Annotated in this window: 6 protein-coding genes; all 6 read right to left on the bottom strand. The window is 69.7% G+C overall.

Annotated features, from left to right (window positions below; all coding sequences use genetic code 11):
• Window positions 1-29: 29 nt before the first annotated feature.
• Entirely contained in the window at window positions 30-2,828 is a 2,799-nt protein-coding gene (gene cphA / locus MMG85_RS09945; RefSeq protein WP_241045896.1) for a cyanophycin synthetase, read from the bottom strand.
• Window positions 2,829-2,849: 21 nt separating this feature from the next.
• The gene (locus MMG85_RS09940) at window positions 2,850-3,689 is read right to left on the bottom strand and encodes a cyanophycinase (protein WP_241045895.1); all 840 of its coding nucleotides are present in this window, start codon (window positions 3,687-3,689) and stop codon (window positions 2,850-2,852) included.
• Window positions 3,690-3,705: 16 nt separating this feature from the next.
• Window positions 3,706-4,881, bottom strand: a complete 1,176-nt coding sequence (gene iadA / locus MMG85_RS09935; RefSeq protein WP_241045894.1) for a beta-aspartyl-peptidase — start codon at window positions 4,879-4,881, stop codon at window positions 3,706-3,708.
• Between the two features lie 394 nt (window positions 4,882-5,275).
• Window positions 5,276-6,379 carry a toxic anion resistance protein gene (locus MMG85_RS09930; protein ID WP_241045893.1) on the bottom strand — a complete coding sequence of 368 codons (1,104 nt, stop codon included), beginning with the start codon at window positions 6,377-6,379 and terminating at the stop codon, window positions 5,276-5,278.
• Window positions 6,376-7,074 (bottom strand): hypothetical protein, encoded by a 699-nt coding sequence (locus MMG85_RS09925; protein ID WP_241045892.1) that lies wholly within the window; start codon window positions 7,072-7,074, stop codon window positions 6,376-6,378. Before MMG85_RS09925 ends, MMG85_RS09930 begins: the two co-directional genes overlap by 4 nt.
• Entirely contained in the window at window positions 7,071-12,395 is a 5,325-nt protein-coding gene (locus MMG85_RS09920) for a DNA repair ATPase (protein WP_241045891.1), read from the bottom strand. Before MMG85_RS09920 ends, MMG85_RS09925 begins: the two co-directional genes overlap by 4 nt.
• Window positions 12,396-12,418 lie beyond the last annotated feature (23 nt).

The following is a 12,418-nucleotide window of genomic DNA, read 5'->3' as shown; positions in this document are numbered from 1 at the left end:
GCGATCCGGCAGGTGCGGATCGCCGCCGCTCAATCGCTGCCTTCGTCGTGGCGCGCGAGCACCAGCCCGCGCTCTTCGCGGATCACGCCCTCCATCGCCGCCACGGCCGCCTCGTCGGCGGTAGGCGCCGGCGGCAGCGACGGCAACTCGATCTTGCGGGCGCTGCGCGGCTCGGCGCCTTCGGGCGCGAACTTGGTGATCTGTTTCCACGAGCGGGCCAGGGCATCGGCGAACACCAGCACCAGGTCGCCGGGCCTGCCCATGCGCAGCGCGGCGTCGATGGCCTGCTGCTCGTCGGGGATCTGTTCGATCGCCGTCTCGGCCACGCCCGCCGCCTGCAGCGCGCGCGCAATGATCCGCGGCACTTCGTCGCCGTCGCGGCCGCGCAGGCTGTCGTCGCGCTTGACCACGTAGTGGTCGAAGCGACCGGCCACCGCACGGGCGATGTCCTGGATGTCCTCGTCGCGGCGGTCGCCGGGGGCGGCCACCACCACGATCCGGCGCCCGGCCACCTCCAGGCGCTGGGCCAGATCGGCCATCATCCCCACCGCGTGCGCGTTGTGCGCGTAATCCATCACCACCTTGAACGGATGCTCGTCGTACACGTTCATCCGGCCCGGGGCCTGGAAGAAGGTGGTGTCGAAGGTACGCAGGCCCTGGCGGATCGCGTCGAGCTTGATCCCCAGCGAGAACGCCATCGCCGCGGCGAACATCGCGTTCTGCACGTTGTGCAGGGCACGGCCTTCCAGCGTGGCCGGGATCAGGTGGGTCCACATCAGCGGGATGTGGCTGCCCTTGTCGTACAGCGTGACCATGTGGCCGTTGACGCCGGCCTCCAGCGCGCAGGCGCGGCCGCCGGCGCGGATGTGCTCGCGCACCAGCGCATGCGACGGGTTCATGGTGACGTAGCAGATCGTCTTCGCCTGGGTGTAGCCCGACATCTTCAGCACGTTGACGTCGTCGGCGTTGAGCACCGCGCAGTCCCTGGCCACCTCGACCACGATGCGCTTGATCTCCGCCAGCTGTTCCAGCGTATCGATGCCCTTGAGGCCCAGGTGGTCGGCGGCGATGTTGAGCACCGCGCCCACGTCCACTTCCGGCACGCCCATGCCGGCGCGCAGCAGGCCGCCGCGCGCGGTTTCCAGTACCGCCAGGTCGATGTGCGGATCGGACAGCACCATCCGCGCCGAGACAGGGCCGGTCATGTCGCCTTCCACCGTGCGCTGGCCGTCGATGTAGACGCCGTCGGTGGTGGTGAGGCCCGGCGTGTAGCCGGCCATCTTGGTGATGTGGGCGAGCATGCGCGCGGTGGTGGTCTTGCCGTTGGTGCCGGTGACCGCCGCGATCGGTACGCGCGAGGGCGTGCCCGGCGGGAACAGCATGTCGATCACCGGGCCGGCGGCGTCGCGCGGCGTGCCTTCGCTGGGCGCGACGTGCATGCGGAAGCCCGGCGCGGCGTTCACTTCGCAGATCGCGCCGCCGATGTTCTTGTAGCTCTCGGCGATGTTGGGACTGATGAAGTCCACGCCGCCCACGTCCAGGCCGATCGCGCGCACCGCGCGCACCGCCATGTCGCGGTTGTCCGGATGGATGACGTCGGTGACGTCGGTGGCGGTGCCGCCGGTGGACAGGTTGGCGGTGGAGCGCAGGAACACTACCTCGCCTTGCTTCGGCACCGCGTCGGCGGTGTAGCCGACGCGTTCCATCATCAGGTTCGCTTCGCGGTCGAGTTCCAGGCGCGTCAGCACCTTCTCGTGGCCGATGCCGCGGCGCGGGTCCTGGTTCACGATCTCGACGAGTTCGGTGATGGTCCTGCGGCCGTCACCGACCACATGGCCGGGCGTGCGTCGCGTCGCCGCGACCAGTTCGCCATTGACCACCAGCAGGCGGTGGTCGTCGCCTTCCTGGAAGGTCTCCACGATCACCGAACGCGAGTGCTCGCGCGCGGCGTCGAACGCGGCGCGGATCTCGTCGTCGCCGCTGATGTTGATGGTGATGCCGCGGCCGTGGTTGCCGTTGTAGGGCTTGAGCACCACCGGACCGCCGAGCCGCTGCGCGGCCTTGACCGCGTCGGTCTGGCTGGTGACCAGGTGCTGGCGCGGCACCGGCAGGCCGAGCGAGCCGAGGATCTTGTTGGTCTCCTCCTTGTCGCTGGCCAGTTCGACCGAGATGTGCGAGGTCTTGCCGGTGATGGTGGCCTGGATGCGCTGCTGGTACTTGCCGTGGCCGAACTGCACCAGCGACTGGTTGTTGAGCCGCAGCCACGGGATGCCGCGCTCCTCGGCCGCGCGCACCAGCGAGGCGGTGGACGGCCCCAGCGCGCGCCGCTGGGCGTAGCGGATGAAGTCGTCGCGCGCCGGTTCCCAGTCCCAGTCCTCGGGCACGCTGCCGGCGGGGCGGACGCCCTCGGGCAGCAGCGAGCACAGCAGGCGCAGCGCCAGTTCGCCTGCGGCGATGCCTTCCTCGCGCTGGGCGTATTCGTAGACCACGGTGTAGACGCCCGGGCGACCGTCGACGCTGCGGGTCTTGCCGAAGGTGACGTCCTCGCCGGCGATGTTCTGCAGTTCGATCGCCACGTGTTCGAGCACGTGGCCCAGCCAGGTGCCTTCACCCTCGCGCATGCGGCGCAGGAAGCCGCCGGGCTCGCGGTAGGAACAGCCATGCTCGGCCAGGCCGGGCACCGCGGCCACCAGGCCGTCGATGAAGCCGGGGCCCAGGCGCGCGGTGGGCCACTGTTCCAGGTCGCCCAGGTCCAGCAGCAGCCGGATCACCGGGAAGTGCGCATGCTGCGACGGGCCAACGTAGACGGAGCGTTCGAGGATGCGCATGCAGGAGGTTCCCTTGTCGGATCAGGTCTTGCGGGTCGCCAGTCGGCCGGCCGAAGCCCGCCTCGTATGCAGGTTGAAGGTGGCGCCGGCGATCAGGATATGGACGCCCAGCCCCAGCAGGCAGACCGGGTCGTCCTCGCCGGCCTGGGCCATGGAGGAGAACTGCAGGTCGTGGGCATCGACCACGGTGACCGCGCCGCTGCCCTCGACCTCGAGCGTGTCGTCGGGGGAAATGAAGGCGGCGGTGTCCTCGTCCAGGCCGATGCCGATCGCGAACGGGTTGTAGCCCAGCGCCGCGGTCAGCCGGCCCAGGCGGTCGCGCTGGCGGAAATGCTGGTCGATCACGAAGCGGTTGGTCAGGCCCAGTCCGGGCGCCAGGCGCACGCTGCTGGCGCGCGGCGACGAGCCCTCGGTACCGAAGGCGATCATGTGCTCGCTCAGGAATCCGGCACCGGCGCTGGTGCCGGCCACGGTCACGCCTTGCGCGTTGCGCGAACGGATGCAGCGCGCCACCTGGGTGCCACCGAGGATGGTGGACAGGCGCAACTGGTTGCCGCCGGTGAAGAAGATGCCGCTGGCCTCCGCCAGCCGCGCCAGCCGGCCTTCCTCCTGGCAGTCGCGGCGGGTGTCGAAGTCCAGCACGTCGACCCGCGGTGCGCCCATGCCACGGAACAGCTCCTCGTAGCGGGGGCCGGATTCCTTCAGCCGGCTCGCGGTCGGGATGACGACGATGTCGGCGTCGGCCCCACCGCTCAGTTCGACGAAACGCGCCAGGATGCGCGGGTTGGTTTCCTTGTCCTCAGCGCCGCCGATCGGGATGATCCAGCCGCGTTGCTCCCCGTTGACGGGCTTGCTTGGCATCGAGTGCTCCGGTGTTTCAGGTGTCTTGCGATTCGAACGTACCACGCCGCAGCACCGCGCCATCGCGCAGGTGCGGGTGGCCGCCGGCGAACACGTCGGTCACCGCGCCGGTGGCATCCAGCACCACCAGGTCGGCGTCGGCGCCCGCCGCGATGCGGCCCTTGCCGGGCAGGCGCAGCAGCCCGGCGACGTTGGAGGTGAAGGCGGGCAACGCATCCTGCAGGGCGATGCCGCGGGCCAGCAGTTCGCGCAGCGTGTCGATCAGCGCGCCGGAGTGGCCGACGTCCATGCTGCACACGCGGCCCTGCGCATCGAAGCAGGGCAGGCAGCCGCCGGCGTCGGAACTGATGGTGACCCGGTCGCGCGGGGCGCCGCTGTCGAGGTAGCGGACCAGCGCATCGGCCGCGCTCCACGCGTCCTCGCCCTCGTCCACCGGGAAGGCGGTGATGTCGATGCTGCAGCCGCGCCGGGCCAGTTCGATGGCCTCGTCGAACAGCGCCTTGCGCCGGTTGACGTGGGTCGGGTTGAACACCCGCGGCGGCAGCTCGCTCTGATCGAGCGCGCGCCGCACCAGGTCCAGGCCGCGCGGACCGTCGCCCAGGTGCAGGTGGACGATGCCGGCCTTGCCGGTCATCAGCCCGGCCACGTGCGCTTCGGACGCGATCCGCAGCAGTTCGTCCAGGGTCGGCTGGCTGGAGCGGTGGTCGCTGATCGCCAGCTCCCCCACCCCGAGCAGGCAGTCGATGAAGGCCAGGTCCGTGCGCACGCTACCAGTCAGCGTGGCGGGCGGCAGATGGTAGCCGCCGGCGTATCCCCAGGCCGACAGTCCTTCTTCGCGCAGCGCGTTGACGTGGGCCACCAGTTCGCGCGTGCCGCGGGCGACGTCGTCCGTGCCCAGCAGGCCGACCACCGTGGTCACGCCGCTGCGGGTGTAGCGCGACAGCGTCGGCGCCGGCACGCGGCTGGCGAAGCCGGCCTCGCCACCGCCGCCGGTGACGTGCACGTGGCCGTCGATCAGGCCCGGCAGCAATCGGCGGCCACCCAGGTCCAGCACCTGGGTGCCGAAGGTGGTGGGCAGGTCGGGCGCATCGGTGCCGATCCACAGCACCTTGCCGCCGCCGAGCAGCAGGTCGCGGCGTCCCAGCGGTTCGGGCGCGTACACATCCGCGTTGCGGATCAGGGTGGTGGTCATCAGCCGCCGACCGTCATGCCAATGCGTGCTGCCGGCAGGCGCGTGTCAGGGTGGCATGCCCAAGCCGTCAGTCCCTTGGCCTGGCCGGTGGTGACGCTGGCGTCGTCGCTCATCTGTTCTTCGATCCGCTGCTGTCCCGACACGGTCGTCCGCGCGGCGGGCCAGTTTAACCGCGCGGGAGCACGCTGGCCGCGTCGAGCGAAGGAAAGCACAGCGTGCGGGTCGATAACGTGAGGTGAGGTGACGTCGTCGTGTCGACAGACGCCGGCATGCCGCCGTCGCCCGACGCCCGCATCGAACCCCGCAAGATAAGCACCCCGATTTTCGCCGCCCACGCGCGCTGCCGACGCAGCGACGCGTGGACCCCGCCGGTGGAGGCCGCGTCGTACCCGCGCTACGGCGTGGCGTTGCCGGTGGTCGGCAGCGCCAGTCGCTTCTCCAGGTCTTCGCGCATGTCCACCAGCTCGGTGGACAGCTGCTTGCGCTTGGCCATGCCTTCGCGGTGGATCTCGCGGACTTCCTCGACCGTGCGGATCAGGGTCTCGTTGACGGTGCGCAGGGTTTCGATGTCGATCACCGAGCGCTGGTTGGCGCGGGCGGTGCCGACGGCGGTGGAATGCACCAGCTCGGCGTTCTTGCGCATCAGCTCGTTGCTGGCGTCGTCGATGGCGTTGGCGAGTTCCACCGCGTTGCGCTGGTCGGCCAGCGACAGCTGGATGGCGAACTGGTTGCGCCACATCGGGATGGTGATGTCGCGCACCGCGCTGAACTTCTCGATCAGCTGGATCGCATTGGCCTGGATCAGGCGGATCATCGGCAGCGTCTGCGTGGCCGCGTGCTGCAGCACCTGCAGGTCGGACACGCGCTTGTCGATCAGGCGCAGCGCGGTATCGAGCGCGGCACGGCGCGTGCGGGATTCGGGATCCTCCAGGCCGGACAGCGACGCCAGTTCCGCCTCCAGCTCGGCGATGCGCACGCGGCCGGCGGCCACGTGCACGCCCAGTTCGCGGCGTTCGTCCAGCACGATGTCGTGCATCTGGTCGTACTCGCGCACGCGCTGCTGCTGGATCTGCTGGGTCTTGCCGACGTCGGCCATCAGTTGGTCGATCTGGCGGTTGGTCGAGCTGTAGCGCTGCACCAGGTCGTCCTTGGTGGCGCGCAGCTTGTCGATCAGCGGGCCGAGGATCGGCAGCTTGGAGCGGCCATGGAAGGACTCCAGGTTCAGCGAACGCGCGATGCGCACGACGTCGCCCAGCTTCTCGCCGCTGCTGTCGAGATCGGCGTTGCGGACCTTGTCCAGCAGCTGCGTGCTGAAGGCGCTGGTCTTGGTGGTCGCTTCACGGCCGTAGGTGTGCAGGTTGCCGGGCGCGATGTCCTGCAGCGCCTTGGTCGCCTCCTGGATGCGCGGAATGTCGGCGCTCTCCAGGCCCAGGTCGGTCAGCAGCTGCGGCGACAGCGCGGCGGGGACCAGCGTCTGTTCGGGGTTCGTCGTCGTCATGGGGCCTCCTGGGCGTGGGTGGCGCGCGCTGCCGCTGCGGGTGCAGCCGGTGGCGCGGGCAGGTGTTCGATATGGGCTTCCAGCTCGTCTATCGCCCGCGTTGCGGAGGATAGCTGCATTCCGTGGCCGGCACCGGCGGCAACGCCCGCCTGCTGGTCCAGCAGCACGCCGAGCCGGGGCAGTTGCTGCGCGTGGCGTTCGGCGATGGCCAGAGCATTGGCGGCGACGATATCCAACTGGCTGATGGTGATCTCGTACGCGCTGCGCAGCGTGATGAGGTGGGTCAGGCGCCAGGTGCCGGCGTGCGAGGCTTGCGTGGCCTGCTGGCGCGCCAGGTCGTCGATCTCGCGTTGCAGGCGCGCGCTGGCATCGCGGAGCCGCTGGGCGTGGTCCGACAGCGTCGCATGCTGGTGGCGAAGTCGTTCGGCCTCGAAGCCCGCCTGCCGCAACAGGATGCCGCTGCGCTCGCGCAGCGCGCGCGCTTCGGCGGCCAGGCGGATGTCGCGGCCGATCAGCCGGCCCCAGAAGCCGACGCTGCGACGCAGTGCACGCGGATCGGCCGAGAGCAGCACGGTGCGGAGGTCGCGCAGCGTCGCCTGCAGGTCGCCCGCGCCCGCCTGCGCCAGCGCGCGGATGGCGGCGGCGTGCTCGGTCAGGCCGGCGATGCCGGCGTCCGGGGCGGGAGGGTGACTCACCGCGGCGGCTCTCCCTCGGGGTCGAGATCGTGCGTCGACGGCGATACGTCCAGCGTCGGCGTCGGGCGTTCTTCCTTGAAGGCGAGGCTGGCGATCACCTGGTCGAATTCGGCTTCGCGCGGCGAGCGAGGCTTGGCCTTGCGCGCGACTGCCGGTGCAGATGCGGTGGCGCCGCTGCGCAATGCCTGCGCCAGCGCGACCAGCGCGGCGTTGAGCTGGTCCTGTCGGGCCATCGTCTGTTGCAGCGCCTGCAGCACGGGTGCGGTGTCCACGGCCGGTGCCGCCGCCGCGGGCGATGCAGGTGCGACGGGTTCCGGCATCCGCAACGCATGCAGTGCGGAAAGCAGTTGCTCCCACGGTGCCGGCGGGGCGGCTTCGACCGGCGCCGGTTCGCCCAGCCGCTGCAGGCCGACCGCGATGTCGGCCAGCTGTGCGACGACGCGGCCGCCGACATCGGCATCGTCGGCCCCCATCGCCTTGTTGCGCAGAAAGTCGGCCTTGATCTGCTGCCAGCGTGCCTGTTCGTCGGCGGCCAGCGTGCCGCGCAGCTCGCCGAGCTTCAGCAGGTTCTCTTCCGCGCCGGTGGTCAGCAGCTGCGCTTCGCCCAGGTAGTGGTCGGCGATCAGCTGCTGCAGCTCGGCGGCATTCATCACCGGCGAGATTTTCTCCGCCAGCTTGTTCATGTTGCGGTAGCTGCCCTGCAGCCGGAACGGCGGCTCCACCCGGTACTTGTCCGCCTGCGCGGCGCTGGCGATGTACTGCTGGTTGACGCGGTAGACCACGTCGCGCACGGTCAGCAGGCGCTGCAGCACGGCGACGATCTCGCCGATCTCCGCACCGCTGTACGCATGCGACAGCTGGTTGGTGCTGACGTCCTTGCCGCGCGCCTTGTCGATCAGCAGGTATAGGTCGGCCATGTCGCGGGTGGCGAGCGGCGCCAGCACGGGGTTCGACGTCAGGCAGTTCTCCACGTAGCTCAGCAGGAAGGCGTCTTCCATGCCGCCCAGCACGTCGCCGAGGTTGTAGATGTCGGCGCGGTTGGCCAGCATGTCGGGGATCTTGAAGACCTCGCCGGACTCCGTGTAAGGATTGCCCGCCATCACCACGGCGAACTTGCGCCCGCGCATGTCGTAGGTCTTGGTCTTGCCGCGCCAGACGCCTTCGATGCGGCGCGTGCCGTCGCACAGCGAGATGAATTTCTGCAGGAACTCGGGATGCGTGTGCTGGATGTCGTCCAGGTACAGCATCACGTTGTTGCCCATCTCCAGCGCGAGGTTGAGCTTCTCCAGCTCCTGCCGCGAGGTCGCGTCCGGCGCCTGCGCCGGATCCAGCGAACGCACCTCATGGCCCAGCGCCGGCCCGTTGATCTTCATGAAGACCAGGCCCAGCCGGTGCCCCACGTATTCCATCAGCGTGGTCTTGCCGTAGCCGGGCGGCGAAATCATCATCAGCAGGCCCATCAGGTCGCTGCGCTTGTTCTCGCCGACCGTGCCCATCTGCTTGGCGAGGTTGTCGCCGATGACGGGCAGGTAGACGTCGTTGATCAGCTTGTTGCGCACGAACGAACTGAGTGGGCGGGCCTTGAATTCGGACAGCCGCATCGCGGCGCGCTCGCGCTGTGCGACGTCGCTGCGCAGCGCCTGGTAACGCTGCCACGCCGGGACGAAGTGGTCGCGGTGGGCGGCGAAGCGCGCCGGCAGGTCGTCCACCGCCAGCGCCAGGCGTCCCTCGCGGATGCGCGGATGTTCGCCGAGCAGGCCGTCGACCTGGCCCATCAGCGTCACGTGCTCCACCACGTGCGTCAGCTGCGCGCCATGGCGGAACAGGGCGATCGCTTCCGGCACGTAGGCGACCAGGTGCGCGTGCTCGGGTAATGCGGCCAGCGCATCCAGCGCCTGCCGCAGCAGCGACCACGCCGCCGCCGGTTGCCCGTCCAGGCGCTGCAGTGCACTGGCGAGCACGCTGCCGCCGGCGTCGTCGGGCAGGCGCGCACGGAATGCGGTCACCAGGGCGTCGGCGTAGTGGGTGAAACGGAACGTGGGCGTCGCGCTGGTGATCGTGTCGAGCAGGAAGGCCGCGGCCGCCGATGCCTCCGTGGCGGGGAAGGGCAGTGCGCCGTGCTGGACCCATTCGACGATCGTGGCCGCCAGTTCGTCACGCATCGCCTGCAGGGCGCGGCCCGCCGGCGACATCGTGTCGATCGCGCGCGCCGCGCGGATCCGGTCGGTCGTCTCCTGCGGCGCGGCATCATTTCGGCACCACCATGCCACCGCCAGGGCGCGTGCCGAAGGCGAATGCCGCAGCGTGCCGGCGGCGTTGCGCAGCGGCAGGAACGCGCGCAGGATCGCGGCGGCATCGTGGTCGTGGATGCCCTTTTCATAGCCCTCGCGGTAACGGGGCGCGGCATAGTCGCGGACGATCCTGTCCAGCGCTTCCGGATCGGCCAGCGCATGTTCCAGCTGGTCCGCGCTCAGGCCCGCTTCGTTTGCCAGTGCATCCTCCAGCAGGCGGCAGGCGAGATACTCGCCGCGATACAGCGAGGGCGACTCCGACGCGAGGCTGACGTCCCAATAGTCGCGCAGCGCGTCCAGTGCGGGTTCCTGCAACGGCTCCAGGTAATCGGTGCCGGTCAGGTGCACGGCCAGCGTATCGCCGCGCGGGATCAGGGTCAGGTCCAGCGGCTGCGTGTTGACGCTGAAACGGTGGCGCGGCCCCAGCTTGATGACGTTGCCGGCGTCCTCGAACAGGTCGCTGCGGTCGCGCAGGCCGCGCACGGCCTGGTCGCGCGCGCCCTTGATGCGCGCCTCGATGTCGTCGGCCTTCACCGAGTCCTTCAGCTCGCGCAGGCGGCCGGCCAGTTCGCGCAGCTTGAGGATCAGCGCATCGCCGGCGAAGAAGGCATTGAGTTCGTCCGGCGTGGTGAAGCGCTCGGTGCGTCGGCCCAGTCCTTCCAGGATGCGGCTTGCGGCTTCCTGCACCGACTGCGCCTTGCGCTGGCGCTCGTCCAGCAACGCCTGCTTGTGCGCCTCGAAGGCCTCCAGCATCTCCTCGCGCTTGGACAGGATGTCGCCGAGGAACTGTTCGTGTTCGCCGAACTGGCTCTCCAGTTCCTCCAACTGCACCATCAGGCGCGACAGCTGTTCGTCGGCGCGTTCCGGCGTGGTCGCCATCGCCAGGGCATTGCTGACGGCCTGGCCGAACAGGGTGAACTGTGCGCCGAACTGCGCCACCGCTTCGGCCGAGCCGAGCTCGCGGCGACGCTGGGTGGCGCGCGCGCGGGTCTGGTTGAGCTTCGCGTAGATGGCCGACAGCGCGTCGACCACGCGGGTACGCTGGGTGGCGTCGTCGACCCGCAGCGTCGCCATCAGTTCGGACAGCATGTCGAGCTCGCCGGCCATGCCCTGCATGGCGTCGATGGCCTCCGCCAGTTCGCGTGCACTGGCGGCCTTCTGGGCGCGTGCGTCGAGTTCGCCGAGGCGCTGCTGGAACGGTGCCAGCGCCTTCTCGTCGGCCAGGAAACGGCCGGTCGCCGTGCCGACTCGCTCGTGTGCCTCCTGCAGCGCAGCGACCATCGTGTCGATGGCGGCGGTATCGATGTAGCGGTAGTCGCGCAGCGTCAGCAGATGGCCGCGCAGGCGCGAGACGGCGCCGAGTGCGTCGACGAACTCGCCGATGCCGTTCCATCCTTCCGGCTGCAGGCGGCCGAGCAGGGCGCGGTGGTCGCGCTGTGCCTGCGCCATCGCCGTCTCGGACTGGCGCCGGATCTCCTGCACCTTCTCGTACTCGTCCAGCACCGATTCGCCGGTGCCGGCGATCTCGTGCAGCAGCGTGGCCAGCCCCTCGCACTGTGCGTTGTCGATCCAGTGGTGCAGGTCGAACAGCCGGCGGGTCGCGTGCGTCAGCAACTGGTAGCGTTGCGCCGACACATCCGGGCGTTCGATCTCGCGGGCGAGGTCGAACAGGTTGGACACCGCGCGCACCAGTTCGGCATTGCCCAGCCTGGCCATGAACGACGTGCCGGCCGGTCGCGCCGCGGCGAATTCGTCCGAACTGAACGGTGTCTGCCAGAGCTGCATCTGGTGGACGCGGGTCGGGTCGTCGTTCTCGGCGCGGAACAGCACCATGCGTCCGTCGTGCAGCCGCGCATAGCCGTGCGCCAGCACCGGCGGCTGCAGGCGGCGCTGTACCAGGTTGTAGACCAGCAGCGCGGCCTGGCCGGTCTCGCGCTCGTAGAACACGTACATCACGTCTTCGCCGTTCGGCGAGCGGATCGTGCGCTTGTACTGCATGTCCTGCACGGCGGCATCGAAGGCCTTGTGCTCGCCGTTCTGCAGGTAGTAGCCGCCGGGGAAAATGATGCCGTGGTCTTCGGGCAGCTGGATGCAGGCCTGCACGATGGCGTCCAGCCGCGTCACCTTGCCGGTCTGGGTGTTGTAGACCAGTCCGCGCCAGGTGCTCTCGCGGTACGGCAGCACCTTCAGCAGGATCAGCGAGCCGACGCGTGCGAACTCGATCTGCGCATCGTCCAGCGACTGCGTGCGGTCTTCCACCGGCTCGCTGTAGACGCCGGCGCCGCTCTCGGTGTTGTTCTCCACCTTCAGGGTCAGGTCGCCGCCGATGGTCTCGACGAACAGCGTGTCGAGGATGTTCAGGTGCGGATGGCGGCCGCTGACCTCCATGTCCTTGGTCGCCCGCGTCCACTCGAAGTCGAACGGCGGCGGCAGCACGATGTCGCGCTCGCCGCGCGCATCCAGGTAGTTCACCTCGCCGTCGGCGGTCAGCGTCCAGCGGAACACGCGCACGTCGGTGTTCTTCAGGCCGATCTGGAACGCCATCAGCAGGCGGCCGTCGCGGACGATCAGCTGCAGCAGGCGCGCGTCCTTGTAGTAGCTGTACAGCTCGTTGAAGTCGCGCTGGAACGCGCCGTCGGCGAGGAAGCTGGCGGCGATGTCGACCGGCGCCACGTCGTAGCCATCGCCGGTCTCGACCAGCCGATGGATGCCGAACACGTCGGCCACCGAGGTGGTCGCCTTCAGGCCCATGTAGACGTTGAAGCCGAACAGCAGCAGGTCGCCGACCTGCACGATGTCGCGCCCCACGGAATTGTGTTCGGTGCGGATGCGCAGGCGGCCGATGGTCTCCATCCGGCTGTCGCCGAACTCCTGCAGGCGGCGCGCGTTGAGCGTTTCGACGACGCTGCGCAGGCGCGAGCCCTGGTCGTCGAGGCGCCGGCGCAGCACGTCGTAGGCGCCGCCCTGGGCGACCGCCTGATCGACCTGGGCGTCGGTGGAAGGAGCTTCTGCGTTCGGTGTCACGGACATCAGGCCTCATCCTCGCCCGTCCT

This window comes from Pseudoxanthomonas sp. LH2527 (assembly GCF_022539275.1).
Classification (GTDB): Bacteria; Pseudomonadota; Gammaproteobacteria; order Xanthomonadales; family Xanthomonadaceae; genus Pseudoxanthomonas_A.
The sequence above is the reverse complement of the archived record's forward strand: the minus strand, read 5'-3'. Positions and strand labels throughout refer to the sequence as shown.

What these genes read in the sequence shown, in the direction of transcription:
- iadA (WP_241045894.1), bottom strand. Translation starts at nt 4,881, where the DNA reads ATGACCACCACCCTGATCCGCAACGCGGATGTGTACGCGCCCGAACCG.
- MMG85_RS09920 (WP_241045891.1), bottom strand. Translation starts at nt 12,395, where the DNA reads ATGTCCGTGACACCGAACGCAGAAGCTCCTTCCACCGACGCCCAGGTC.
- cphA (WP_241045896.1), bottom strand. Translation starts at nt 2,828, where the DNA reads ATGCGCATCCTCGAACGCTCCGTCTACGTTGGCCCGTCGCAGCATGCG.
- MMG85_RS09940 (WP_241045895.1), bottom strand. Translation starts at nt 3,689, where the DNA reads ATGCCAAGCAAGCCCGTCAACGGGGAGCAACGCGGCTGGATCATCCCG.
- MMG85_RS09930 (WP_241045893.1), bottom strand. Translation starts at nt 6,379, where the DNA reads ATGACGACGACGAACCCCGAACAGACGCTGGTCCCCGCCGCGCTGTCG.